Raw genomic sequence first — 25,286 nt, 5'->3', positions numbered from 1 at the left:
CTGACGATAGAAATAGAGCAAGGTGCTAAAAAATAGAATTTCATGGAGGAATGTAAAATGAAAAAAGCGTTAATTATTTGTGCAGGTGGTATGTCATCTTCTTTATTAGCAAAAAAAGCAACAGAATATCTAAAAGGAAAAGAGCATGATATTGAAGTGGATGCTGTTTCAGCGACAGAGGGCGGGAAGAAAATAGAGAATAGTGATTTTGATTTATTCTTAGTGAGTCCACAAACAAAAATGTATTATCAAAATCTGAAAAAGGCTGGCGATCGCGTTGGTAAACCAGTGGTAAATATTCCGCCTCAAGCGTATGTTCCGATTCCAATGGGGATAGAAAAATTAGGTAATTTAATTTTGCAGGAGCTGCCGGAATAATCATTCGTTATTAATAAATATTTATATTGCTTTATATCAACTATAAAGGGGGATATTCAATGAATCAGGAACAAATACAGAGCGTAGCCTTTGAAATCATTTTGCACAGCGGGTCATCGAGAACCATGATACATGAAGCCTTTGCAATGATGCGAAATAACGAATTTAAAAATGCTGCAGACAAGCTGGATGAAGCAAATGAAGAAGTATTATTAGCGCACCAGTCCCAAACGGCGTTATTGCAGCAGTATTCATCCGGAGAAACAATCAATATGGAAATTATTATGGTTCATGCACAGGATCATTTAATGACTACGATGACATTAAGAGAAGTTGCGTTAGAAATGTTATATCTATATGAAAAACTCGACAAAGATAAATGAGGGGTTTGAATATGAAAAACGATGCGAGGGCACAAATCGAACTAAATAGGAAAAAGCTAAGTATTAAATCGATGTACTTTAATCGGTATTTATTAGTTAGATATGTTTCCGCATTATTCTTTTTTACTAATTTATACTGGTTCATGTCATTGTTGATGAGTGATTCATCACTGTATTTTATCCCGTTGATATTAATGGTTGTATTGGTTATCAGTACCATCGAGCAAGTGAAAATATATGGTCATCATTCTAATATTGTCAAATATACAAAGTATTGCTTTACCATTTTACTTGTTACAAATGTGCTTTTAATTGTACCGGCATGCTTTACTTCATCATTCAATCAATTATTCCCCTTTCTTGTAGCGGAAGAGAAATCTAAAATATTGGTTTTAAGTATTTTGATTGCCGGTGTATTACTGAGTGCGTTGATCCTCTATCGTTTAAATCAGATTAAACATAATGAAGACAAGCATTATGAACGAATTAAAAGTTTTGAAAGGGCTGTCAATTAATAAAAAGAAATGAGGGAGTACGATGGCTTCAGAAAACGGAGAAAATAAAGTATTTGCTTTTTTGGAAAAATATTTGATGGGTCCCATGGGGAAAGTTGCATCTTTTCGTATTGTACGTGCCATTATGGCTGCAGGGATGGCTTCGATTCCGTTTGTAATTGTAGGTTCGATGTTTTTAGTGTTAAACGTATTGCCGCAGACACTTACATTTTTACAAGGCTTTTTCGATAATACATTTTTTAGAATCAGTGATTTATATATGTTAGCGAATAAAGCAACGATGGGAATATTAGCAATCTATTTCGGTCTTGTTATCGGTTACGAATATACAAAAATTTATGCCGAGGAGGAAGAGCTTAATCTAAGTCCTTTAAACGGAGCTTTACTATCTATGTTTGCCTTTTTCATCACTATTCCGGAAATCGTATTAGAAAATGGCATGATGTCTCTCGTGCATCAGATTGATGAAAATAATACAACAGTTCATGGATGGCAAATGGTTGAAGACGGTGTCAGCCGTCTAGGGGCGACAGGAATATTCACAGCAATTCTGATGTCTGTCTTAGCTGTGCAAATATACCGGCTCTGTGTGAAGAAAAATTGGGTTATCAAAATGCCTGAAGCGGTACCAGAGGGTGTATCCAGATCGTTCACTGCATTGATTCCGGCGTTTTTAGTTGCCTTTGCTGTATTGGTGGTCAATGGTATTTTAATTGCATTAGGCACGGATATATTTAAATTAGTAGCAATTCCGTTTGGATTTGTAGTGAATATTACAAACAGCTGGTTAGGTATACTGGTTATTTACTTTGTTGTGCATGCGCTTTGGATTGTAGGTATCCATGGAGCAACCATTGTATTTGGATTCTTGACACCAATCTTTCTTTCCAATATTCAATCTAATATCGATGGAGCGAACATTCCGCTGGCAGGAGAATTTAATAATGCGTTTGTAACGATTGGCGGATCTGGAGCAACATTAGGTTTATGTATATTTATTGCATTTATGGCAAAATCGAAGCAATTGAGTGTTTTAGGTAAAGCGGCACTTGCACCGGGGATTTTTAATATCAACGAACCATTAATATTTGGATTACCGATAGTTTATAATCCATTCTTAGCTATTCCGTTCTTCTTAGCTCCAATGGTATCAGCTTCCATCGGTTATTGGGCAATTAAATTAGGGTTTGTTGAATCGATTATCGCTATGATGCCTTGGCCTACTCCAGTTGGTATCAGCGGATTTATTAGTACAGGCGGAAGTTATATGGCGGCAATTGTTTCCGTGCTTTGTGCTTTTGTAGCATTTCTGATCTGGCTTCCATTCATTAAAATGTATGATAAGAAATTAGTTGATCAGGAAAAAGGGGAAGATGCGTTGATTTAATTTAGCACAAGAAATAATTTAACAAGAAATATTGTGAAGGCGTTGTCGTTATCGACTACGCCTTTCAAGTTTATCTTGCATTAGCCATTCAGCTTATATGTCTCATGTGCCATTGATTCCAAAATATAAAGCACAGGTACCTGTGTGGTAATATTTGCGTTCTCAAACCACTCTTCCGTTACATAGTAAGGGATATTGATATCTGATATTTTAGCAACCGTGGAGTGTTTGTTGTTGGTAATGCTAATAATTTTACTTCCTTCTTGTTTCATTTGATTAAGATGCGTAACTGCAAAATTTGTTTCTCCAGAGACAGATAGAGCAATGACAGTGCTATTATATCGCAGACTGGAATGGACCGGGAAAAGCGGGTCTTTAATATACATCGAAAATTTACCTAAGCTTGAAAAATACCTTGACCCATATTCGGCCAGGATCCCTGAGGTGCCTATTCCAATGAAAATAACACTATCTGCTTTACTTACCAGCTTAGCAGCTTCTTTAATGTCTTCTTCGATATCGCCCTTCAGTGTCCGATCAAAAAATTCTGTTACAGCATGCTGTGTATCCTTTAAAATTGTCTTTTTATTTTCTTCCAGATACATTTTCAGCTTTACTTTAAATTCGGAAAAACCTTCACAATTTATTTTTCTGCAAAAGCGCAGGATAGTAGCTGTGGATACATGGGTTTCATCAGCAAGCTCGCGAATGCGCATATAAGCAACCTTTTCACTATTTTTACTGATATAGTTATACAAAGAAGTCTCTAACTCATTGAATGAAGCAATCATCTCGTGTGTAAACATGATGCACACTTCTCCTTTTAATAAGAAATTAACTCTATAAACAAGTATAACACAGGTTGTTACATCCTTGTAACAAATGACTTCTCTTGTTATTAAAAACGAAATGCTTCCTTTCTATTTATATCTGATTAAATATTGGTACAATTAATATATAAGTTCAGTTTCTTCTTTAATAGAGTTAAATAGATTGAAATGTTTTTTAAAATTTTTGGAGGTGTAAAGGATGGCAAAAGGTATAAAAATTGCAACAATTGGTGGCGGATCAAGTTATACTCCGGAATTAGTAGAAGGATTTATTAAACGGTATGATGAATTTCCATTAAGTGAACTGTGGTTGGTTGATGTGGAAACAGGAAAAGAAAAGCTGGAGATTGTCGGAAACCTTGCAAAACGAATGATCAAAGAGGCTGGTCTTCCAATCGATGTACATTTAACATTGGACCGCAGAGAGGCTCTCAAGGATGCTGATTTTGTAACAACTCAATTTCGTGTCGGCGGTTTAGATGCACGTGCTAAGGATGAGCGCATTCCAGTGAAGTATGGTGTACTTGGTCAGGAAACAAATGGAGCTGGCGGACTGTTTAAAGGGTTACGTACAATTCCAGTGATTTTGGGAATCACAAAAGATATGGAAGAGCTTTGCCCGAATGCATGGCTGATCAACTTTACGAACCCGGCCGGCATGGTTACCGAAGCTGTATTACGCTACTCCAATATTGATAGAGTAGTCGGTCTATGTAATGTGCCAATTGGTATGGAGATGGGGGTCGCTAAATTATTAGATGTCGATCATTCACGAATTCGGATTGATTTTGCAGGACTGAATCATATGGTATATGGGTTAGAAGTTTATCTGGATGGAGTGAGTGTGAAGAAAGAGGTAATTGAAAAATTATCTGATCCGGAAAACTCCAGCTTTGTTAAAAATATTGATGGCATGGGCTGGGAGCCTGAATTTATTCAAGCGTTAGATGCCTTAACATGCCCATATCATATGTATTATTATAAATCGAAAGAAATGTTAGATAAAGCGATCGAAAGCTCTAAGACAGAGGGGACACGTGCTGAGGTTGTTCAGGCATTGGAAAAAGATTTATTTGAACTTTATAAAGATGAAAACCTTAGTATCAAACCACCTCAATTAGAAGAGCGAGGCGGAGCATATTATTCGGATGCAGCAGTTCGGTTGATTACATCTATCTACAATGACAAACGTGATATTCAACCAGTAAACACAATGAACCGTGGTGCCATTGCGAGTATCCCTGCTGAATCAGCGGTTGAAGTCAGCTGTGTGATTACAAAAGACGGTCCTGTTCCATTGGCAGTTGGAGATCTTCCTGTTGCTGCCCGCGGACTTGTACAGCAAATTAAGTCCTTTGAGCGTATTTCAGCAGAGGCAGCTGTGACAGGGGATTATAATAAAGCGGTACTTGCTTTAACAATTAATCCGTTAACGCCAAGTGATAAGATTGCGAAAGAAATTATTGATGAGATGATGGAGGCGCATAAAGCACATCTTCCTCAATTTTTCCAAGAAGAAGTAAGCGTGAATTAATACAGGTGCCAGGATTTGAAAGGTGAGAAAAAGTGCAGAGCAAAATGCTGCACTTTTTCTTGCATGAATGGATAAAAACAAATCTCCGCCACGTTGTAATAGTTGCGTAAAGTAAGGGGATATTCACATGATTAAATTAGTACTGACGGATATGGATGGAACGTTCTTAAATAACCGCGGTGATTTTAATAGAAATTTGTACAATGATGTAAAAAAGATAATGCGTGAAAAAGACGTTTTTTTTGCTCCTGTTACGGGCAAACAATGCGAGCGTGTCGAGGAACTGTTTGGTGATGATGTAAATGATTTATGGATTTTAGGAGATAGTGCCACACGAATTAAGCACAATGGTGAATTTGTTTATGAATCATTGCTGGGCAATAAATTAGGGTTGGAAATTATCCAGCTGCTTGAGGAAATAAGTCTGGAGCATACGATTATTGCATGCACAAAAGAGGCAGCAGTCGTTAAACAGGACATTTCACAGGAAGAAGCAGCAATTGTCAGAGGGTCCTATGCGCAGGTCAGGCAGGTTGCTGATTTTAAGGAAATAACGGATGATTTTGTTAAGATAACGATTCATGACCCTTCCTTGAATTGTTTTGAAACAAGAGAAAAATTAGCACCTTTTTTTGAATCAGCTTATATTGTGGCTTCCGAAGCAGCCTGGATTGATATTGCAGATGCAAATGTTCATAAAGGAACGACTGTCGAACAGCTGCAGCGGATGTTAAATGTTTCTCCGGAAGAAACGATTGCCTTCGGTGATGGTTATAATGATATAGAATTGATGAACAGGGCAACATATAGTTTCGCAGTTCGAAATGCAGTGCAAGAATTAAAAGATACTGCCAATTTTATCACGCGTTCTAATGAAGAAGATGCCGTGATGAGAACAATTATTCAATTATTAGCTTTGCAGGAAAGTACAAAGGTTACAGAGTAGAGGACATTTAAAGTCTGGGTTAGGCTGGACTACAATTATATAAATAGATGAGAAGGGAAAAGGGGCTGCTGTACGATCAGGTAACCGATTGTGCAACAGCCTCTTTGATTTATTTAAAATAATAAACCTTCTTTAAAGCAACGCAAATTGGGATAGCTATCAGAATGCCCAGGACACTTTGGACGATATCCCCAGGTATAGAAGCCAGTGGTGTAATCCAGTTTCCGTATAGAATGGACTCACCAATGTAATAAATAGCAATCATAAATGGAACAGAAACAATTGTCGCTGTCATGTTTAAAGCGATGCTATTTCCTTTGCGGCCTTGAAACCAGGCAATTTTACCAACGATGTAACCTTGCAGCCCGCGCGCTATAATTGTTATAGGAGTCCACAATAGCCAGCCCCCGATCATATCAAATAATCCCATTCCGATTGCTCCGGCCAAGGCACCTTTTTTTGGTCCGAATAAAATAGAGGCAATAAAAAGCATAGCTGTACCCATATGTACTAGCCCTCCATTTGCAGCAATCGGCAGTCTGAAATTTAGGAATGCGGTAGAAATAAAAATGAGTGCGATTAGCATAGAAGTAATGATTAAGTCTTGTGTTTTTTTACGTGTCATTAAATAAGCTGGTGTATTCTCCATATTTAAACCTTCCTTACTTGAATTATTTTTATTACTTTAGCAGAATATTGACCTATCTTTAAGTGTCAATTCATGAAAAAATAACAGGGTCAGTTAAACGATGAGCTGAAAACGATCATGTAATCTGAAATAAACGATCCGTTCCCGCCAATATCGCCTATTACCTTTAATGACAAGCCAATCTTCAAATGATAAAATAGAAAAAGTTTCAGTTCGTTCAAGGAGGTTCATATGAAAAAAGTTGCTGTGCTTCAAGATTTATCATCCTTTGGGAAATGCTCTTTAACTGCTGCAATCCCTGTTCTTTCCGTCATGGGTGTTCAAGCCTGCCCTTTGCCAACAGCAGTTTTATCTGCACAAACGGCTTATCCGAGTTATTTTTGGGAAGATTTCACTTCTAGAATGAACTATTTTACAGAGGAATGGGACAAGCTCGGGGAAACATTTGATGGGATATTTACTGGATTTGTAACTTGCGGAGAGCAAATTAAAAATATTTTTCATTTTTTAGATACGTTTTATACGAAAGAAACAAGGTTGCTGGTAGATCCGGTCATGGGGGATGATGGAGAAGTCTATAAGATTTTTACCGGGGGATTATTGGAGGAAATGAAAGAATTAGTGAGACATGCAGATGTGATTACACCAAATGTGACAGAATGCTGTTTATTGTCTGGATTATCTTATGAGAAGTTACATAGCTATTCAAATGGCAAGGATTATATACAAGCGTTGAAGGAAGCAGGAAATAACCTGCAGCAAGCAACGGGTGCTGAAGTCATTATTACTGGCGTGAATCCTCCGTCAATTGATTCAAAAGAGCAGTTTATCGGTAACTTGTATTTAGATAAGAATAAAACGTTTTACCATGAGATGGAGTATAACGGGAAAAGCTATTCAGGTACTGGCGATTTATTTGCTTCCGTCATGATGGGGAGCATCATGCGTGAAGATAGCCTGGAAAATGCTGTACAGCTTGCTGTCGCATTCCTCAAAGAAGCTATCCAGGATTCATCGAAAGAAAAGGTTCCTGAAATAGAAGGGGTCAATTTTGAAAAATATTTGGGGATGTTGATTGAAAAAAATACGTAAGGTATTTCTTCTTCATTTGCCTACTTTATTTAAAAAAGCGGCAGGATCACTGGTGATGCTGTCTGTGATAAATTCAGGCAAAGATAACGATTCCTTTTTCAGCTTTACCTGCAAAATAAGAATTTCAAACACAAAAAACCCCCGAAATCCATTCGGGGGTTTTATCGTTATTACAGCTCTTCGCCATTGGTCGCAATGACATTTTTATACCAGTCAAAGCTTTTCTTTTTCTTACGGCTTAATGTGCCGTTTCCTTCGTTATCACGGTCTACATAAATATAACCGTAGCGTTTTTTCATTTCACCAGTGGACGCACTGACAATATCAATTGGGCCCCAGCTGGTATAACCGATGATGTCCACGCCATCCTCGATTGCTTCTCCCATTTCGTTAAGATGTTTTTTCAAATAATCGATGCGATAGTCGTCGGTGATAGTGCCATCTGCATTTATTTCATCCTTCGCGCCAAGGCCATTTTCTACAACAAACAATGGCTTTTGATAGCGGTCGTACAGCTGGTTAGCTGTAATGCGGAAGCCTTTTGGATCAATGGTCCAGCCCCATTCCGATTTAGAAACATATGGATTCGAAACGGAACCAAAGACATTGCCGCTTGTAGCATTTTTTAGAACTTCAGGGTCGGTACTGGTTGTCCGGCTGGAATAATAGCTAAATCCAATATAATCCACAGTGTTGTCTTTTAAGATTTGCTCATCTTCCGGTTCCATTTTGATATTCAGGTTATGATCTTTAAAGAAACGTTTCGCATAGCCCGGGTATTCTCCTCGTGACTGCACATCAATGAAGAAGAAGGATTCACGGTCTTTTTCCATTGCTTTGAAAACATCATCCGGATTGCTTGTATATGGATAGAACATACCCGCAGCAAGCATACAGCCGATTTGTGCATCTGGAATAATCTCATGACATGCTTTTACCGCTTTGGCGCTTGCTACAAGCTGGTGATGGGCAGCCTGATAAAGTACTTGATCGCGGTTAGCTCCTTCTTTAAGGACGATGCCTGCTCCCATGAATGGAAGGTGCAGCAGCATATTGATTTCATTAAATGTCATCCAGTATTTTACTTTATCTTTGTATCTCTCGAAAATCGTAATCGAATATTTTTCAAATAAATCAACGAGTTTTCTGCTTTCCCAGCTGTTATACCGTTCAATCAGGGATACAGGTACATCAAAGTGTGCGATGGTTACAACGGGTTCAATATTGTGTTTACGTAACTCATCAAACAAATCATCATAAAATTGAAGACCAGCTTCATTAGGAGCTGCGTCATCTCCATTCGGGAAAATACGTGCCCATGAGATAGAGAGTCTAAATGATTTGAAGCCCATCTCTGCGAACAATGCGATATCTTCTTTATAGTTGTGATAAAAATCAATCGCTTCGTGACTAGGGTAGAAATCTTCTGGATTCGGCTTGAGATCGGTAATATGGCCTTCCATTATCCCTCTTCTTTTCTCTCCGGTAGGGAGTAAGTCAACGTTTGTCAGTCCTTTTCCATCTTCAAGATAAGCTCCTTCTACTTGGTTAGCAGCAATAGCGCCGCCCCATAGAAAACCTTCTGGAAATCGTTTGTTATTTGTCATGAAAATTCCTCCTTGCATTTTTATAAATATTCTTTTTACACTTTTGTAATAATTAATACATCTTCTTTCATTATTGTATCACCCGACACAATTTCAAGCTCATTATAAGCCTTTGTATTCGTGATGACGATAGGGGTGACGACAGAATATCCAGCCTGTTTGATTTGATTGATATCAAATTCAACCAGCAAATCTCCTGCTTTTACTGTATCCCCTTGCTTCATACGTGCTTCAAAGAATTTTCCATCTAATTCTACGGTATCCATTCCAATATGAATCAGAATTTCTGCGCCATTGTCTGTGGTCATACCGATAGCGTGATTCGTTTTAAAGAGTGTGGTAATGACCCCATTTGCCGGAGCATACATCCTGCCTTCACTTGGTTGGACCGCAACGCCTTTACCCATTGCTTCGGAAGCGAATACGTCATCAGGAACGGACGTTAATGGAATGATATCTCCATTTGCAGGGCTTAAAATATTTTCGTTTTGGACGGTAATCTCTTGATTGGTCTGCTTCACATCATCTTCAACCAATGCTTGGTCTTGAACTTCTTCTTGCATTTTTTCATCGCCGACGACCGCTTCGGTATTTTCTTTTTGATTAATACGTCCGAAGAAGTATGTTAATACGAAGGCAACGATAAATGCTACAATGATGGATACCAGCATACCCCAGAAACCGCCGTCAATGCCGTTTTCCGGATGGATAAATGTCGGGATTTTAAATACACCCAAAGGTCCTGCACTGTAAAGCGCTGCACCTGTCATAGCAATAATCGCACCACCAGCGGCAGATCCGATACAGCTCATAACAAATGGTGTTTTCAATGGCAGGGTAATCCCGTAAATCGCAGGCTCTGTTACACCAAAGAACCCGGAGATAAAGGCAGGGAAGCTGAGCCTTTTTAGTTTTTTATTCTTTGTTTTTATCCAGACAGCAAGTACTGCACCGATTTGTGCGAAGGAAGCAGCAAATGTCATCGCGATGAGCATATCAAACCCTTGCACAGCTAAGTTATTATAATAAATTGGAATAATACCCCAATGAATACCGAAAATAACTAATACTTGCCAGAACCCGCCGACAACGATACCGGCAATGACCGGGACGGCTTCATAGCCTGTTTGGATGGCATATCCAATGGATTGTGCCAGCCATGTTGCGATAGGACCAATAACAATAAATGTTAATGGAACAATGATAAGCAATGTTAAGAATGGCACGATAAACGACTTCACAACTTGCGGAATAATCGACGCAAACCAGCGTTCTATTTTCGCCGCAAAGTAAGTGGATAAAATAATCGGTACCACGGAAGCGGTATAGCTCATTAAGATAATTGGAATTCCTAAAAAGGATACTTGTACGGGTGATTCTAAAATCGTCCCGCTGAATAATGTCATGAATGGTTCGCTTTCTCCGATTCCTGCGAGGTTCGGGTGAACAAGCGCAGCAGCAATGGCCATACCAAGGAAAGGTGTGCCGCCAAATTTTTTCATGGCTGTGTAACCTAAGAATATAGGTAAGAATGTGAAGAAGCCATCACCAATCACATTCAGTATTTGCGACGTACCACTGGTATCTTCTAACCAGCCCAGCGCGATGAACATTGAGTTAAATCCTTTGATAATACCTGTTGCCATCAGTAAAGGAAGAACTGGGATGAAGATATTCGAAATAATATCGATGAAGCTGGAGAATAACCCTTTTTTCTCGTCATCCTTAGCTTCATTGTCATCTTCTTGTTTCTCATTTTCGAACCCGCCTACAGCAACGACTGCTTTGTAAACATCCGGAACATGGTTGCCGATGACGACTTGATATTGTCCGGAACTTTCCCGGACAGTGACGACATCCTCATGATTCTCTAATGCCTTTCGATCCGCTTTTTGGGAGTCCTTTAATCGGAAACGGAGTCTTGTCACACAGTGTGTTACGCTATTTACGTTCTCTGTGCCGCCGACTAATTCAATAATCTCTTTAGCTAACTGCTCGTACTTCATCTTTTTCCCCGCTTTCTAATTATATTTGAATGACTAATTGCAAATAAAAAACCTGAACGAATTAGAATAGACGCAAAGAGATTGCATCCTTCCATTCCGTTCAGGTTATGCCCAAAATAGGTAACATTCCTAAATTTGTATATACAATTGTGTTGTTAATTAACAACTATAACTTACCATGGCTTTTATAGGAAGTCAACAATTTTTTAAGCGTTTTTAATAATTGGTTACTTTTAGTATTATCTTGGAAGTTTGACGGTTGAAGAATGGAAAAAATGCTCTAAAGCTTTGATAAATGAGAAAGATATTCAGCCGAAAATACGCCAATATAGATTCCTTCAAAAGGAGTTATTCTCTTATCCGGAGTTTTTCACCATTTGTCGCGATTATATCTTTAATACTTATAAAATGAATTTTAAACTTCTTTTAATCTAGCGGCAGAGAAGGAGGGATGATTGAATATAAAAGCCGCGGTCCCTGAATGAAAGGAACCGCGACTTTTATATAACCTATTCTGATTTTCTAATCGTATAAGAATCAAATTCTTCCATTGTATCAGTGCGGTAAGATGTGATCGCAAATGTGTCTTCAGTAAAGCTGATATGAGAGAAGGTTGGTACATAAAATTGCTCTCTGAAAGCCAAGTAGTCGTATTCTTCTACTAAATCATAATACTTACTGCCGCTGGCAGAGCTGCTTGTTATATACAATGTTCCTTCTGGATTCACAGCAGCTGTCTGATTCTCATCTTCAAATTCAACATCTTCAACCGGTTCAAAGTTATGCATTTGATGGGTTCTGGCATAAGCATGATCATGCCCCATTAATACAACATCAATGCCTGACTCATCAATAGCAGGGACTAAAACATCACGTCGAATAGGCACGTCCTCACTCTCCGATTGTTTGCCGGCTGCGTAAATAGATTGGTGGAACATCAACACTTTCCAGTCAAATTCTTGATCGGCTGTCTCTTCCATTGTTTCTTCCAAGAATTGGACATGTTCTTCGTTATTCATATTATTGGCATTCAACACCAAGTATAAAACATTACCATAAGTGAAGTAGTAATCACTGCCTGCCTCATCTTCACCATATGACGTTAAATTGGGCTCATTAAAGTGATTTTTATAGTTTGGAGCAACATCATGATTTCCTACGGCGGATGCAGTTGGATAAGAAGCTAGAATCTCTGGCTCAAAATATGCATCATATTCACTTTCTTTATCTGGTGCATCTACAAAGTCACCTGCGTTTAGAATCATACTAGCATCTGGCGCAGTTTCAAACGCATGCGCTAATGTTTCTTCCCATCCAAAAACATCGGTTGGAATCGTGCCGGTACCAATCTGAGCATCTGCTAAGAAAATTGCCTCGTAACCATCCGCGATATCTTGTGTACGCAGTGGAAAGACTTGCGAGTAGCCGTCTTCGTTACCGACACGATAGAGGTAATCGGTATCACGTTCCACTTCGACAGTTGCTTTGTTAGTGTAATAATCTGTCTCTGTAAATTTCGTATAAGCTAGTTCTGTGGAATCTGCTTCATAAACAGTGGCATCTTCTATAGAGAATGCTTCAGGATCTGTTCCTTCAACAACTTCTACATATCCTGTTTCAGAGGATAAAGCATTCCAAGTGAAATTAATGCTGTCTTCGTCTGCCCCTGTATTGACAGAAACATTCTTCACAGCTTCACTGTCTGCTGCCAGCTCGGTCTCATCCGGATTAAGGATGACGTCCACTAATTCAAAACTGGCTTCGTTATCATCTGGGTCATACGCATGTAATTCAACAGCGATAGTAATGTTCATAAAGGTGTTGCCATCATCATCTGTTGTTGCTTCACTTAATTCATGCGTTATCATATCATTCTCTTCATCGTAAACTTCTTCATACTCACCGGGTACATAACCATTGGTAATACTTGAAACGTCATCTACAATAAAGGTTTCTTCAATAAATTCCCCATCAGCAACTTCTTCTTGTGCCCCGTATTCCATATTTTCAGAATAATTATCAGTTGGGATATTGTGGAACCCCCCTACAGGACTTCCGTTGATATACATTGTCATTGCATCATTGTAACGAGCGGTAATTTCAAGTGCATAAATACTCTCCGCTTGTTCTTGGGTTAGTGTGAACGTATGGCGTAAGAAGTAAGTACTTTTTGCTTTACTATCCTCCGTTGTCGCTAACACTTGTCCATCTGTTTCGGGGCTGGTACTAAATACAGTTCCTTCATAGGTTGGCCAATCTTCTTCTGTAAACTCCATTGGAATGGTGCCCCAGTCTAACCAGCCTTCAGGATATGCCCAGCCATTACGCTTATTCCAACCTTCATACCAAGTTCCGGCATTTGGGTCCTTGTCATCATCGTAATAGCGCCATTCCATATCTTCATCCACCACGTTAACAGTTTCCAAGCTTGTAATATCAGTATCAAATAATGACTCTAGCGAAGTGGCACTCTTATTCGTGGTCTCCGTTTTCTCTGCTGCTTCCGTTTCTTCTGGACTGTCAGTCTCTGCATCATCAGAAGATGGATTGGTGCAAGCTCCTAATACTGCTGCTATTGCCAATAAACCAATTAAAAAAAGAATTAACTTTTTATTCTTCATAGCTACCATCCTTTTTTATATTTTATATAATGAATATCTCTTTTGCTCAGAATAGCTTCACAAACGAAGGCTTGGCATTCAAAATGAATCTTACCTCCTTTCACAAGTAATTTTCTGCGCATGAATCTAGTCATCATCCTTTTTTGGATTTAAATGGAAGCGCTTTCCTTTTTTGGGAAGCGAACATAATGTTTTTTTTGAGACAAAAAACATGTAAGCTTTATCTGTTTGAATATAAGAAATGCCGTTCCTGACCAACCGTTACAGCAGTCGAGAAAACACGCATAAATCTTACAACATGGGTTTTAACTATTTAATCAAGGCTTATTTAGAGATACAACAGATGAAAGTGAAGAGGCGAATAATTCAGCCGTTTAATGTCTTTATGCACAACTTCCAAGATGATTCCTTATTCTGAGCTAATGAGATGATCATTTTTACAAATAAAAAACCTGAACGAATAAGAATAGACGCAAAGGGATTGCATCCTTCTATTTCGCTCAGGTTATGCCCAAATAGGTAACATTCCTAAAATTATATAAATTATTTTTAATTAACACATATAATCTATCACGACTACATCATGAAGTCAACAGAGATTCAAGCGTTTTCATGAGTTGGTCACTTTTATCGCTGTCTTTAGTTAATTTACTCAGTGGATGTGACAGAGTTAAACATTCTAGCCGCCATTATTTTTAATAACCCTTATTGCTATTTAGACAAATTCATCCAATCCAATTCAGGCATCCACTGCGTCATATGGGCTTGCATTTCAGAATAAACGTCATCAAGATTCTCTATCTGCTCCTTCGCTGTTTGTTCTAATGGAACAACTTGTATATCTTTCATGGTACCACCATCTTCTTCAAACTCCACAAAGGTCGGCAGGAAGCGGGGAGCCTCGACGTGTACTTCATCTGCCTTCTTCACCAAATCAAATTCAAAAATTCCGCCAATACGATTGTAAAACTGATATTGACCGGAAAGGAAGTTTCCTAAAGAATAAGCTACCAATGTCTGGTTTCCTTCTTTTCCTTCCAGCCATTCTATCGGCTGAAGAACATGCGGATGATGACCAATCACGACATCCACGCCAAGATCCGCAGTATACTGTGCTAAATCCTTTTGTTCCTGATTAGGCATTCGCGCTTCCTCTTCGCCAAAATGCAGACTGATAATTGTTGCATCTGCCAGCTCGTTTGCTTTTTCAACTTCTTGTTTGATCTGCTCCCGTTGGATCAAATTAACGAGATAAGGTTTTCCCTCTGGGATAGGCATGCCGTTCGTTCCATATGTATAACTTAGAAAAGCAACTGAAATGTTCTGATCTGTTTCTATTACTCTGATTTCAGACTGATCCTTTTTACTTTGGAAGCTTCCCGTGTAAAGCATTCCTATTTCTTGATAATAGGCAATGGCGTTTTGTATCGCTTCTTCGCCGCTGTCTAATGTATGATTATTGGCCATGGTGACGATATCGACGCCAGCATCCTGTAAAGCATCTCCAATTTCGACTGGACTATTGAAATTAGGATACCCTGATAAGCCGATAGATTCCCCGCCCATAATGGTTTCTTGATTGGCAACAGTGATTTCCGGTTCTCTTAAATAATCGGCAGTTTCAGCAAGCATCGGTTTAAAATTATATTTTTTCCCATCCCAGGCATCGTCGTATACACGGTCATGGATTAAAATATCTCCAATAGCGGAAACTGTAATTTGTGAATGAATCCAATCCGTTTCCTTCTCGCTCAGTGAGATGTTTCTATGAGAGTGGGGGCTGCTTATATTCGAATCAGTAGCGGGTGTACATGCTGTTAAAAGAAAAAGGGCGATGAAAAAGTAGGTTAGTTTATGCATAGAAGTCTCCGCCTTTAGCTGTTAATTAGATACATTCTACCACATAATTATTTTGAAACAAATAATGCTTTCATTTATAGAAAAGATTATAATGAAAGAACTTCCTTCTTCTTAGATAGTAGAAAGGTCAATGAGAACAGATGGAAAGAGGTGCGTGTATTTGATATATTTTATTGCTTCCATACCGCTATTATTTTTAATTCTATTTCTAATCAGTTATCTTCGGGACCCGCGTAAGTTGATTAACGGGTTTTTGTTTAATGGGTTTTTAATCACTTTCTTTTTCTTTTGCGCATTCTTTTATATTTACATCGATGGGCCTTATCAGTATATCGTGCTGGTTTTTCCTGCTTTACTTTTGATTTTGATGATTCCGTTTGGCGTGCTCGCATTAATAGCCGGGTTATTTTACAATGCCAAAGTGTTAATGGAGAAGGAGGGGAAACGATTCAGGAACTCCTTAACATTGATCATGGCCATAGGCATACTTACATTGATTATTTTCAATATGGTCAATCCGACACAGTTTTTCCCGGAGTATTTGCATCCGTTATTTGGAGGAGCCAGCTTGGTTGTTATCTATGTTTTCTTGCATATGTTTAACTTTTTAACAGCTTATGGACTGAATCAATGGAGCCGTCCAAAACGAAACCAAGATTTTATCATTGTGTTAGGAAGCGGCTTGATTAATGACCGGGTGTCTCCATTGTTGGCCAGCAGAATTGATAAAGCGATTGAATTTTATCATCAGCAGAAAAAAGTTACGGTTCCGCCGAAAATTATCTTTTCCGGGGGACAGGGCCCGGATGAAGGACTTCCAGAAGCCGAAGCCATGCAAAACTATGCTGTAGAAAAAGGAATACCAGTGGAAGATACGATTCAAGAAGACAAATCAGTCAGCACGTATGAAAATATGAGGTTTTCCAAAAGAATCATGGATAACTTGAGTGGAGAAGGAACGTACCAGAGTATTTTCGCAACGAATAATTTTCATTTATTCCGTGCTGGGATTTATGCACGAAAAGCTGGATTGGACAGCCAGGGGATTGGTTCAAAAACAGCATTTTATTATTGGCCAAATGCCATGGTCAGGGAATATATTGCTGTTGTTGTCATGGGACGCCGCCGTCATTTTATGGCAGTCAGCTGTATTATGGGCTTTGCGTTGCTTTTATCCATTATCAGCTATTTTTTTACCTGAGAACATACTTCATAAAAAAAGAAATCCAAACGTTATCAACATTCTTTCTACAGAATTTGAGATGTTTGGATTTCTTTTTTTATCAAAGAGAATTGGCCGTGAAACCCCTCATGAATGGGGGGACGCTTTATTTTTTCTCTGCCCAATCAGGAACTTTTATCCTGCTGAGAATTTCTATTTCCTTCTCGCGGTCATCCGTGTACGAGCTGACTTTCCTTAAATCGTCATCCACTTGCCCGGGATGGGTCATTACTTCAATTGATGTTCCATTTTCTTCGTGAAGAACATCAAATAAATCATCAGTGATTCCTTCTTTATAAAAACCAGTCCACAGCGTATCTGTCCAGCATATTTCCGGATGATCCGCTATGGAATCAACATAACGCACAGGAACATCGTATTCTTTGGCAAGCTGGATGACTAGATTTTTTAAAGGAGGCCAGCCATGAACGTGATGATGGCTGTCGATATGATCAAGTGGCAAACCTGTTGTTAAATAAGCATCCAGCTGTGCGCGCCATTCCAATTCGACTTCTGAAATATTCGGAGCTTCCATATCGCGATAGCCGCTGGTGAATCGAAAGGTGCCATCGGATTTAACGAGGTTTGGCACAGATGAATGAAGCGGTTTTCCCCAAGTTAATACAAGATGAATGCCAACCTTTAAATCGGGATTTTCCAGCGCCTTTTCGACAGCGTAATCGGTTGCAAGTCCATTCATCATTAAGGTTGTTGATGTTACGCAGCCGTCTTGATGCGCCTGGATGATTCCATCTGTCACTCCTTTTGTCAATCCGAAATCGTCTGCATTGATTTCTATTCGCATGAAAACCACTCCTGATAGATTTTTTAATTACTTCGAATAAGTACGTTCAATCGAGAAGTTTGTTTTATCTCCCCGAAAAAAAGATCTGGAAAACTCAACTTTATTTCCGTCTTTATCTTCCGCCAGTGTTTCAATGTAAAAGCAGGGCAGACCTTGCTCACACTCCAAAAATTTGCAAATTTGCTCATCTGCAAAAGCTATTTCGATATTTTCTGAGGTTTTCGCAATCCACACATCAAAAAATTCATTTAATGATTTATATAGAGAATGGCCGGCATGTTCTGCAGTAATCCCCGGAGCAACAGACCAGGGGACATAAGCTACTTCATACTGTGTAGGCTCTCCATTCGCTTTACGGACACGCTCAATACGTTGAATAGGATCCTGGAGATTCACATTTAGCTGATCAGATAATAATTCATTTGCAGCAACGACAGAAATATCTGATACTTCAATTTCCGGATGTTTCCCCTGGTCGGCTAATTGGTCACTATATCTTCTGACTGTCTGGGATAAAGCCTGTTTTACTTTCTTATCTGCAACAAACGTGCCCCGTCCTTGCTGACGAACTAAATATCCTTCTAATGTAAGCTGATTTAAAGCGGTACGAACCGTGGTACGACTGACATTAAAGCTCTTACATAATTCCAGTTCGGGAGGGATTTTCTCGCCGGGCTGATATTGATTTGTCTTAATACGATGTAACAATTCTTCTTTGATATAAGTGTGTAGCGATTGGTTTCTTTCCATAGATTCCGTACTCCTTTAGCGACACTTTTAAAAAATCATACCCTTTTAAGTGTAAAAGTACAAGGGATAAAGCAATGAATAGGACTAAAGACACGAAAAAGTGATTTTATCCATAGCATTCTTTAAGAAATCAGTATCTAAATTCTTATGAAAGTTTCTACTATAAAGATAGTTTACTAGATAATTGATAAAAACACAATTGTTACAACAATTATATTTTATTTTATATAGACAAATAAAAATTTGTATGATACATTTAAAACAGGTAATACAGATAAAACAATTAAAGCGATTACAAAATAGAATTAAAGGAGAAGTCGATTATGTCTTTAAAAGTAGTAATTATCGGTGGAGGTTCCAGTTATACGCCAGAAATTTTAGAAGGACTTATCGAGCGGCAGCCGACACTTCCTGTTTCAGAAATTGTTCTGGTGGATGTGGAAGCCGGGAAAGAAAAGGTAGCTACAATTTGTCAATTAGGAAACAGGATGATAGAAGAGGCGGGTGCAGCTATTGAGTTAACTTGGACGCTGGACCGGAGAAGTGCTTTAAAAGGAGCAGATTTTGTCTCGACACAGATTCGGGTTGGCGGATTAGCAGCAAGAGCCCAAGACGAGCGAATTCCGTTGAAGCATGGAATGATTGGGCAAGAAACAAACGGTGCTGGTGGAATAATGAAAGCGTTTCGAACGATTCCAGTATTAATGGAAGTAGCTAAAGAAGTCCAGGAGCTTTGTCCAGATGCGTGGATGATTAATTTTACCAATCCGGCAGGTATCGTTACGGAAGCGCTGCTGAATCATTCGGCACATAAAAAGGTTATTGGTGTCTGTAATATTCCATTTAATATGCGACATTCTACGGCTGAACTATTACAGGTCCCTCCTGAGGATGTATGGATTCAATTTATCGGGCTGAATCATTTTGTGTTTGGAGACAAGGTCTATGTCAGCGGAGAGGATCGGACAGAGGATGTATTCCAAAAGCTGCTTTCAAAAGAGTTTGATTACAGTCCGGCAAATATTATGCCATTAGATTGGTCAGAAACATTTATTCAATCTGCCAGACTGTTGCCGAATCCATACCATCAGTATTACTTTCAATCAGAAAAAGTATTGGAAAAAGATCTAAAAGCTTATGAAGAGAATGGGACACGTGCGGAAGTTGTTCAAGCGTTAGAAGAATCTCTGTTTGATCTATATAAACAAGAAAGTCTCCGAGAGAAGCCAAAAGAGCTGGAACAGCGCGGTGGTGCATTTTACAGTCAAGTTGCCTGCAGTTTAATGGATTCTATTTATAATAACAAAGAAGATATCCAAACGGTAAATACGTGGAATCATGGCACGATTCCTGATTTACCTTATGACGCAGTGATTGAAGCAAATTGCGTGATTACAAAGAATGGTCCGAAGCCGATTGCGATTGGGGAAATTCCTGCACCGATGCGGGGGATGATTCAAAATATGAAAGCAATGGAAGAGCTGGTAATCAAGGCGAGTATGTCAGGAGATTACAAGGACGCCTACAATGCCTTTCTGGTAAATCCGTTAATTCAAGATGAGAAAAAAGCAAAAGTGGTTTTAGATGAACTGTTGGAAGCACATGAAGATTACTTGCCACAATTTAAACGCTAGGGGGAAGAAAAATGAATAATACATTTATGCAAAAATTTATTGAAATTGCCGGCCGCATCGGCTCACAACGTCATTTAGTTGCTGTTCGTGATGGTTTTGTAGCGATTATGCCTTTAATTATTATCGGTTCGTTAGCCGTATTGATTAATAATTTCCCTGCCTTTGGAAGCTTTGATATGGTGAAGATTTTAAATAATATTTTTGGGGAAGGGAACTGGCAGACGCTGGGTGGAAGTGTTTGGAATGGAACATTTGCCGTAATTGGACTACTCATTTCCTTTACAATCGCTTATAATTTAGCTAAGTCTTATGAAATAGATGGATTATCGGTAGGTTTAATCTCTATTGCTTCCTATATTATCTTAGTACCAGAAACAGCAGATTGGGGATTGAATTTTGCCTGGCTGGGTGCGCAAGGATTATTTGTAGCCATTATTATTGCGCTGCTGATAACCGAGTTATTCCGTCTTCTGGTGAAGGCGAATATTACAATCAAAATGCCGGATGGCGTTCCGGAAGGGGTAACCCGTTCCTTTGCTGCATTGATTCCAGCAATGATTATTCTTGCATTAGTCGGTTTATTCCAGGCACTTATCAGTGTATTCGTAGGAATCAGCATGTTTGAGGTTATCTTTAATGCAATACAAGAACCGCTGCAAGGTCTGGGAAATACATTACCTGCAGCACTGGTTGTTTCGTTCTTAAATCATTTGCTTTGGTTCTTTGGTTTACACGGTACCAATATTATTGGATCGGTTATTGAGCCGGTTTATCTGCCGTTGATTGAGCAAAATGCAAGCCTTTTCCAGCAGGGGATGTCTGCGTTTGATGTACCGAATGTTGTGACCAAGCCATTTTTAGATTCTTTTGTCTTCATGGGAGGTTCAGGTACAACGATTGCGCTCTTGATAGCTATCTTTATTGTGATAAGAAGAGAAAAGAACCATCCATATCGGGAGGTCGCCAAGGTATCTGCTCCAGCAGGGTTGTTTAATATCAATGAACCGGTGATTTTTGGGCTGCCGATCGTTTTAAACCCAATTTTCTTGATTCCGTTCATTCTTGTACCAGTTACATTAACCGTTATTTCTTATATCGCGTTATCCACAGGACTGGTACCAAAAACAGTGGCTATTCTGCCGTGGACGACTCCACCGATTCTAAGCGGATATCTGGTAACGGGCGGCAGCGCCAGAGGAATTATTCTTCAGCTTATTAACCTGACTGTTGCGGTGGTTATCTATATCCCGTTCATTATGGCAGGCGTACGTGCGATGAAAGAGAAAATGGGAGGTCAATAAAACATGACAATGACAAAAGAAGAAGTGCAAATGCTTTCCTTTCAAATTATTTTACATGCAGGGAATGCCAAATCCGATGCAATGGAGGCGTTATTGCTAGCTAAAAAAGGGGAATTTGAAGAAGCGGCTAAAAAAATGGATGCAGCGGATGAGGCATTTGCAGAGGCGCATTATATGCAGACAAGCCTGTTGCATGACGAGGCGAATGGGAAAGCAACTCCGCTTTCCGTAATCCTGATTCATGCGCAGGACCATTTAATGAACGCATTAACGGTGAAGGATTTAGCCGTTGAAATGATAGATATGCATCAAAAAATAATTCGTCTGGAGGAGAAATAATATGAAAATACGTTTAGTTTGTTCAGCGGGGATGTCTACGTCGATGCTTGTAAAGAAAATGAAGGAAGCAGCAGAAGCACAGAATGTAGCTGCTGATATTGAAGCGGTTGCAGAATCGCAGCTGAAGAATCATTTAGATCAGTTAGATGTTGTTCTTATCGGGCCCCAAGTTCGCTATCTAGAGGGGAAAATCAAAGAAAAGGTAGAACCTCAAGGTGTTAAGGTAGCTGTCATTGATCAGATGGCATACGGAATGATGCAGGGGGATAAAGTTCTGAAGCAGGCCATTGAATTAAATGGAGAAAACTAGAATAGATATAAAAACTCGTATCTGCGTCTTTGCAGGTACGAGTTTTTGTGTTTGAAGATATTTTCAGCGTACCAGTACATTACCCTTCCGCTATAAACGATTACGTTCTATGATAAAGAAGCAGCTAAAAAAGGGGAAGGTACTTTTGTCACATTAAAACATAGATGAACAGCTTATTTTAAAATATAATGGAACAATAGCTATGTATTGGAAAAGATAGAAGGAGATACCTGAATAACGTTGCCTACATCGGGAAAGGTTGAAACATAATTTGAAAATAAAAAAGCAGAACTGAGGAGACAGATCATGAAGCCAAAAGCCATATTATTAGATTTAGACGGGACCTTACTGACAAATGAAAAAGTAATTTCGCCAAGAACAAAGAAAGTATTAATGGCAGCGCAGAGACAAGGGATACAGCTTGTTTTAGCATCCGGCAGACCATCAAAAGGGATGGAGGATGTTGCAAATGAATTAGAAATGAGTGCTTATCAGGGGTTGATAGTATCTTATAATGGAGCAAGAGTAGTTGAATGTGAAACAGGGAAAGAATTATTCAGCCAGCCATTGCCTGTCAAATACACAAAAGCTGTTTTAGAGCATCTGCGGAAATTTACAGTTAAAACAATGATTGACCGGGACGATTATCTGTATGTAGAAGATGTGTATGACAATGTGATTCATTATGAAGGAGAAGCAATCAATATTATTAGATATGAAGCCAGAGGGGCTGGACTGAAATTATGCGAGGTGGATGATCTAGCTGATTTTGTGGATTTTCCAGTACATAAAATTTTAGTAGCAGGAGAGCAGGATTACCTGCAAGCCCATTACCAGCAAATGCAAGAGCCGTTTCAAGGCGAAGTAACAGCAGCATTTTCTGCTCCATTTTATTTTGAATTCACGGACAAGGATATTGATAAAGCCAACGCGATTGAGCAGTCACTTTCTTCCTTAGGGGTTGCGGCAAAAGATACTATCGCATTCGGTGATGGACAAAATGATTATACGATGCTGCAGTACGCTGGCAGAAGTATCGCCATGGGGAATGCAAAGGATGAACTGAAACGTGCAGCAGATGAAATTACTTTAACGAATGAAGAGGATGGCATTGCGGTTGTGCTGGAAAAGTTAATAGACGAATGACTCCGGACAGGATGGTGAGCGGTGATGAGAAAAGCGGTAAAATATATTTTGGTATTTTTGCTGGGGATGCTGACTTATTTCATAATTTCAACCATTTATTTTGTCTTTTTCGGGTGATTTTATAATTTATCACGGAGAACCGCCCGTAAAATTCCCGCTGAATGAAGTTTCGTTTTATGGTCGCATGAGCGTTTGCAGTTAATTCTTACTGGGCATATGGTATAATAGATTGGTAGACAGAGTGTGTTTGCTGAAAAAAATAGGTGTATTTAACTAGGTGTGTATTTCATTTAGTGAAAGCAAACTCTGCCTTTTATAAGAAAAATTATAGAATGGGAGAGAGTTTCTATGAAGGCAGCAAGAATTTATGCCGAAAAAGATGTCCGTGTAGAGGATGTCGAAGTAAAAGAAGTCGGGGCAAAAGATGTGAAAGTAGAAGTAGCATGGACTGGTATCTGTGGTTCAGACTTACATGCTTATTCTCATTTTGTTGGTATTCCGACAGAAGAGCATCCAATATCAAAAAGACAAGCTCCGCTGACATTGGGTCATGAGTTTAGCGGAACGGTGACAGAGGTAGGCAGCAGTGTTACCTCGTTCAAGCCTGGCGACCGCGTTTGTATCGAGCCAAACCTTCGCTGCGGAGAATGCAAGGAATGCCGGGAAGGAAATTACCACCTTTGCAGAAATAGTAATGCCGCATTTATCGGCCTTGCTGATGATGGCGGGTTCGCAGAATACTGTGTCATGGAAGAACAATATTGTCATCAAATCCCGGATCATATGACATTGGAGCAGGCAGCGCTTGTAGAGCCGACTGCAGTAACCTATCATGGGGTTGAGATGGCAGGTGTGAAAGCAGGGGATGCGGTACTGGTTACTGGTGCAGGACCAATTGGCCTATTAACGGTTTTGTCAGCTCGTGCAGCAGGTGCGAGTAAAGTATTTGTCAGTGATGTTTCGAAAGAACGTTTAGCACTAGCGGAGACCTTTGGGTTTGTAAAAACATTAAATCCAGCGGAAGATGATGTGATTGGCACAATTATGGAAGATACGAATGGTGATGGTGTTGACGTGGCATTAGAATGTGCAGGCGTTCAGCCGACATTTGATACATGTCTGGAAGCTATTAAACGTACAGGTACCGTTTGTGTGTTAGCGATTTTTGGGAAAAATCCGGAAATCAATGCCTTTGCATCAACAATTAAAGAAGCTAACATTAAATTTTCCCTGGCATATTCCAATATCTACGATCGTGTGATTAATTTAATTGCCAGCGGACAAATCCCTGCTGAAAAAGTAGTGACGAATAAAATTAAATTAGATAATATCGTAGAAGAAGGATTTGACTTACTTCTTAACGATAAAAGTCAATCTAAAATTCTGGTCAGTGCAAAATAAGAGGATTTATAATTGAAAGGTCCACAGGCATGTCTGTGGACTTTTGCTTTTCATCTGTTATCGCTGTTCAGCCATCCGGAACCGCCAAAGCAGAGGTTTTTTATAAGAACCTGGTTGTTTAAAGGCTCACTTTATTTCTATATTGGGGTTTTGTTTTAATAAATGATGGATTAATGTCTGCTTATCTTTGGGAGAAATGGCAATAACCTTAAATGAATCGTAATTAATTTCAAGTTTGTCCATAGATAGAGCTGGAGCAGTAAATGGATCTTTCGTTTGCCGAATGCTGCGGATATCATCTATTTTTACTTTTTTCTTAAAAGGTCCGCAAGTTATTTTAAGTGTTTTTTCTTCAACCGTGTAATTGGTTTTGAACCAAATCCATAATAAAAGAATGCCAGTAAAGCCCAAGATGATTACTTTTATCCATTGCTTATCTAAAAATGCAGGAGTCATCCAAACACCGAAGTTTGGGAAGAAAACAGGCGGTATAATAAGAAGCAGAGCCGCTCCCCAGATAACAATTCTCATCCACCAATCTTTTTTTGACGGAAATACCATATAAGGTTC

General features: G+C 39.1%; 23 protein-coding genes. 14 read left to right on the top strand and 9 right to left on the bottom strand.

Translation table 11 applies throughout. The annotated features are described in order from the left end of the window. Positions 1 to 57: 57 nt before the first annotated feature. From ACFO3P_RS08925 to celB, 4 genes are read left to right on the top strand one after another with little or no spacing between them, the layout of a single operon-like run. Positions 58 to 378, top strand: coding sequence for a PTS cellobiose transporter subunit IIB (locus ACFO3P_RS08925; protein WP_042531517.1), 321 nt, complete (start codon positions 58 to 60; stop codon positions 376 to 378). Between the two features lie 59 nt (positions 379 to 437). Continuing rightward, positions 438 to 761 (top strand): PTS cellobiose transporter subunit IIA, encoded by a 324-nt coding sequence (locus ACFO3P_RS08920; protein WP_042531519.1) that lies wholly within the window; start codon positions 438 to 440, stop codon positions 759 to 761. Positions 762 to 772: 11 nt separating this feature from the next. Then, on the top strand, positions 773 to 1,276 hold the full coding sequence (locus tag ACFO3P_RS08915) for a hypothetical protein (RefSeq protein ID WP_256705601.1): 504 nt from the start codon (positions 773 to 775) through the stop codon (positions 1,274 to 1,276). Positions 1,277 to 1,298: 22 nt separating this feature from the next. Next, entirely contained in the window at positions 1,299 to 2,663 is a 1,365-nt protein-coding gene (gene celB / locus ACFO3P_RS08910) for a PTS cellobiose transporter subunit IIC (protein WP_193062748.1), read from the top strand. A gap of 80 nt (positions 2,664 to 2,743) precedes the next feature. Here the strand turns inward: celB and ACFO3P_RS08905 are convergent, their stop codons facing one another. Continuing rightward, positions 2,744 to 3,469, bottom strand: a complete 726-nt coding sequence (locus tag ACFO3P_RS08905) for a MurR/RpiR family transcriptional regulator (protein ID WP_042531525.1) — start codon at positions 3,467 to 3,469, stop codon at positions 2,744 to 2,746. A gap of 223 nt (positions 3,470 to 3,692) precedes the next feature. Here ACFO3P_RS08905 and ACFO3P_RS08900 point away from each other — a divergent pair, with 223 nt between their 5' ends. Both ACFO3P_RS08900 and ACFO3P_RS08895 read left to right on the top strand, forming a co-directional pair. After that, positions 3,693 to 5,027 carry a 6-phospho-beta-glucosidase gene (locus tag ACFO3P_RS08900; protein ID WP_289584727.1) on the top strand — a complete coding sequence of 445 codons (1,335 nt, stop codon included), beginning with the start codon at positions 3,693 to 3,695 and terminating at the stop codon, positions 5,025 to 5,027. A 127-nt stretch (positions 5,028 to 5,154) separates the two neighbouring features. Beyond that, entirely contained in the window at positions 5,155 to 5,973 is an 819-nt protein-coding gene (locus ACFO3P_RS08895) for an HAD family hydrolase (RefSeq protein ID WP_289584728.1), read from the top strand. Between the two features lie 109 nt (positions 5,974 to 6,082). Here ACFO3P_RS08895 and ACFO3P_RS08890 read toward each other — a convergent pair whose 3' ends face one another. Further along, the gene (locus ACFO3P_RS08890; RefSeq protein ID WP_193062754.1) at positions 6,083 to 6,622 is read right to left on the bottom strand and encodes an ECF transporter S component; all 540 of its coding nucleotides are present in this window, start codon (positions 6,620 to 6,622) and stop codon (positions 6,083 to 6,085) included. 231 nt (positions 6,623 to 6,853) lie between these two features. Here ACFO3P_RS08890 and ACFO3P_RS08885 point away from each other — a divergent pair, with 231 nt between their 5' ends. Then, positions 6,854 to 7,714: a pyridoxamine kinase gene (locus ACFO3P_RS08885; RefSeq protein ID WP_289584729.1), complete on the top strand. Its 861-nt coding sequence runs from the start codon at positions 6,854 to 6,856 to the stop codon at positions 7,712 to 7,714. Positions 7,715 to 7,884: 170 nt separating this feature from the next. On the opposite strand, the gene ACFO3P_RS08880 is transcribed toward ACFO3P_RS08885, so the two are convergent. The 4 genes from ACFO3P_RS08880 to ACFO3P_RS08865 form a co-directional block, all read right to left on the bottom strand. Beyond that, positions 7,885 to 9,321 carry a 6-phospho-beta-glucosidase gene (locus tag ACFO3P_RS08880; protein ID WP_042531541.1) on the bottom strand — a complete coding sequence of 479 codons (1,437 nt, stop codon included), beginning with the start codon at positions 9,319 to 9,321 and terminating at the stop codon, positions 7,885 to 7,887. 35 nt (positions 9,322 to 9,356) lie between these two features. Further along, positions 9,357 to 11,327 carry a beta-glucoside-specific PTS transporter subunit IIABC gene (locus ACFO3P_RS08875; protein ID WP_042531543.1) on the bottom strand — a complete coding sequence of 657 codons (1,971 nt, stop codon included), beginning with the start codon at positions 11,325 to 11,327 and terminating at the stop codon, positions 9,357 to 9,359. Between the two features lie 509 nt (positions 11,328 to 11,836). Continuing rightward, positions 11,837 to 13,948, bottom strand: coding sequence for a purple acid phosphatase family protein (locus ACFO3P_RS08870; RefSeq protein WP_042531545.1), 2,112 nt, complete (start codon positions 13,946 to 13,948; stop codon positions 11,837 to 11,839). A 711-nt stretch (positions 13,949 to 14,659) separates the two neighbouring features. Continuing rightward, positions 14,660 to 15,808 carry a CapA family protein gene (locus ACFO3P_RS08865; RefSeq protein ID WP_289584731.1) on the bottom strand — a complete coding sequence of 383 codons (1,149 nt, stop codon included), beginning with the start codon at positions 15,806 to 15,808 and terminating at the stop codon, positions 14,660 to 14,662. Between the two features lie 160 nt (positions 15,809 to 15,968). Between ACFO3P_RS08865 and ACFO3P_RS08860 the strand changes: the two genes are divergently transcribed. After that, positions 15,969 to 17,009: a YdcF family protein gene (locus tag ACFO3P_RS08860; RefSeq protein ID WP_042531549.1), complete on the top strand. Its 1,041-nt coding sequence runs from the start codon at positions 15,969 to 15,971 to the stop codon at positions 17,007 to 17,009. A 127-nt stretch (positions 17,010 to 17,136) separates the two neighbouring features. Here ACFO3P_RS08860 and chbG read toward each other — a convergent pair whose 3' ends face one another. Together chbG and ACFO3P_RS08850 are read right to left on the bottom strand one after the other, a co-directional pair. Then, positions 17,137 to 17,835 carry a chitin disaccharide deacetylase gene (chbG, locus tag ACFO3P_RS08855; protein WP_042531551.1) on the bottom strand — a complete coding sequence of 233 codons (699 nt, stop codon included), beginning with the start codon at positions 17,833 to 17,835 and terminating at the stop codon, positions 17,137 to 17,139. 27 nt (positions 17,836 to 17,862) lie between these two features. Continuing rightward, complete coding sequence (locus tag ACFO3P_RS08850; RefSeq protein WP_042531552.1) at positions 17,863 to 18,585, bottom strand: GntR family transcriptional regulator; 723 nt, start codon at positions 18,583 to 18,585, stop codon at positions 17,863 to 17,865. Positions 18,586 to 18,908: 323 nt separating this feature from the next. On the opposite strand from ACFO3P_RS08850, the gene ACFO3P_RS08845 reads away from it, so the two are divergent. The 6 genes from ACFO3P_RS08845 (at position 18,909) to ACFO3P_RS08820 (ending at position 24,716) form a co-directional block, all read left to right on the top strand. Next, entirely contained in the window at positions 18,909 to 20,219 is a 1,311-nt protein-coding gene (locus ACFO3P_RS08845) for a 6-phospho-beta-glucosidase (RefSeq protein WP_042531554.1), read from the top strand. Between the two features lie 11 nt (positions 20,220 to 20,230). After that, positions 20,231 to 21,520: a PTS sugar transporter subunit IIC gene (locus ACFO3P_RS08840; RefSeq protein ID WP_084612899.1), complete on the top strand. Its 1,290-nt coding sequence runs from the start codon at positions 20,231 to 20,233 to the stop codon at positions 21,518 to 21,520. 3 nt (positions 21,521 to 21,523) lie between these two features. Further along, positions 21,524 to 21,859: a PTS lactose/cellobiose transporter subunit IIA gene (locus ACFO3P_RS08835; RefSeq protein ID WP_042531556.1), complete on the top strand. Its 336-nt coding sequence runs from the start codon at positions 21,524 to 21,526 to the stop codon at positions 21,857 to 21,859. A 1-nt stretch (position 21,860) separates the two neighbouring features. After that, positions 21,861 to 22,169 carry a PTS sugar transporter subunit IIB gene (locus ACFO3P_RS08830; RefSeq protein WP_042531558.1) on the top strand — a complete coding sequence of 103 codons (309 nt, stop codon included), beginning with the start codon at positions 21,861 to 21,863 and terminating at the stop codon, positions 22,167 to 22,169. A 306-nt stretch (positions 22,170 to 22,475) separates the two neighbouring features. Further along, the gene (locus ACFO3P_RS08825) at positions 22,476 to 23,315 is read left to right on the top strand and encodes a Cof-type HAD-IIB family hydrolase (RefSeq protein ID WP_042531560.1); all 840 of its coding nucleotides are present in this window, start codon (positions 22,476 to 22,478) and stop codon (positions 23,313 to 23,315) included. Positions 23,316 to 23,663: 348 nt separating this feature from the next. Beyond that, on the top strand, positions 23,664 to 24,716 hold the full coding sequence (locus tag ACFO3P_RS08820) for a 2,3-butanediol dehydrogenase (protein WP_042531562.1): 1,053 nt from the start codon (positions 23,664 to 23,666) through the stop codon (positions 24,714 to 24,716). A 126-nt stretch (positions 24,717 to 24,842) separates the two neighbouring features. Here ACFO3P_RS08820 and ACFO3P_RS08815 read toward each other — a convergent pair whose 3' ends face one another. Beyond that, the gene (locus tag ACFO3P_RS08815) at positions 24,843 to 25,277 is read right to left on the bottom strand and encodes a PH domain-containing protein (RefSeq protein WP_042531564.1); all 435 of its coding nucleotides are present in this window, start codon (positions 25,275 to 25,277) and stop codon (positions 24,843 to 24,845) included. Positions 25,278 to 25,286: the final 9 nt, after the last annotated feature.

This window comes from Oceanobacillus aidingensis (genome assembly GCF_042654105.1).
Lineage (GTDB): Bacteria > Bacillota > Bacilli > Bacillales > Amphibacillaceae > Oceanobacillus > Oceanobacillus oncorhynchi.
This window is presented reverse-complemented; position numbering and strand designations above follow the sequence as displayed.

Coding starts and splice junctions, on each gene's coding strand:
- ACFO3P_RS08840 (WP_084612899.1), top strand. CDS start 20,231: ATGAATAATACATTTATGCAAAAATTTATTGAAATTGCCGGCCGCATC.
- ACFO3P_RS08850 (WP_042531552.1), bottom strand. CDS start 18,585: ATGGAAAGAAACCAATCGCTACACACTTATATCAAAGAAGAATTGTTA.
- ACFO3P_RS08925 (WP_042531517.1), top strand. CDS start 58: ATGAAAAAAGCGTTAATTATTTGTGCAGGTGGTATGTCATCTTCTTTA.
- ACFO3P_RS08920 (WP_042531519.1), top strand. CDS start 438: ATGAATCAGGAACAAATACAGAGCGTAGCCTTTGAAATCATTTTGCAC.
- ACFO3P_RS08825 (WP_042531560.1), top strand. CDS start 22,476: ATGAAGCCAAAAGCCATATTATTAGATTTAGACGGGACCTTACTGACA.
- ACFO3P_RS08875 (WP_042531543.1), bottom strand. CDS start 11,327: ATGAAGTACGAGCAGTTAGCTAAAGAGATTATTGAATTAGTCGGCGGC.
- ACFO3P_RS08815 (WP_042531564.1), bottom strand. CDS start 25,277: ATGGTATTTCCGTCAAAAAAAGATTGGTGGATGAGAATTGTTATCTGG.
- ACFO3P_RS08870 (WP_042531545.1), bottom strand. CDS start 13,948: ATGAAGAATAAAAAGTTAATTCTTTTTTTAATTGGTTTATTGGCAATA.
- ACFO3P_RS08820 (WP_042531562.1), top strand. CDS start 23,664: ATGAAGGCAGCAAGAATTTATGCCGAAAAAGATGTCCGTGTAGAGGAT.
- ACFO3P_RS08835 (WP_042531556.1), top strand. CDS start 21,524: ATGACAATGACAAAAGAAGAAGTGCAAATGCTTTCCTTTCAAATTATT.
- celB (WP_193062748.1), top strand. CDS start 1,299: ATGGCTTCAGAAAACGGAGAAAATAAAGTATTTGCTTTTTTGGAAAAA.
- ACFO3P_RS08915 (WP_256705601.1), top strand. CDS start 773: ATGAAAAACGATGCGAGGGCACAAATCGAACTAAATAGGAAAAAGCTA.
- ACFO3P_RS08880 (WP_042531541.1), bottom strand. CDS start 9,321: ATGACAAATAACAAACGATTTCCAGAAGGTTTTCTATGGGGCGGCGCT.
- ACFO3P_RS08890 (WP_193062754.1), bottom strand. CDS start 6,622: ATGGAGAATACACCAGCTTATTTAATGACACGTAAAAAAACACAAGAC.
- ACFO3P_RS08845 (WP_042531554.1), top strand. CDS start 18,909: ATGTCTTTAAAAGTAGTAATTATCGGTGGAGGTTCCAGTTATACGCCA.
- ACFO3P_RS08830 (WP_042531558.1), top strand. CDS start 21,861: ATGAAAATACGTTTAGTTTGTTCAGCGGGGATGTCTACGTCGATGCTT.
- ACFO3P_RS08905 (WP_042531525.1), bottom strand. CDS start 3,469: ATGTTTACACACGAGATGATTGCTTCATTCAATGAGTTAGAGACTTCT.
- chbG (WP_042531551.1), bottom strand. CDS start 17,835: ATGCGAATAGAAATCAATGCAGACGATTTCGGATTGACAAAAGGAGTG.
- ACFO3P_RS08885 (WP_289584729.1), top strand. CDS start 6,854: ATGAAAAAAGTTGCTGTGCTTCAAGATTTATCATCCTTTGGGAAATGC.
- ACFO3P_RS08865 (WP_289584731.1), bottom strand. CDS start 15,808: ATGCATAAACTAACCTACTTTTTCATCGCCCTTTTTCTTTTAACAGCA.
- ACFO3P_RS08895 (WP_289584728.1), top strand. CDS start 5,155: ATGATTAAATTAGTACTGACGGATATGGATGGAACGTTCTTAAATAAC.
- ACFO3P_RS08900 (WP_289584727.1), top strand. CDS start 3,693: ATGGCAAAAGGTATAAAAATTGCAACAATTGGTGGCGGATCAAGTTAT.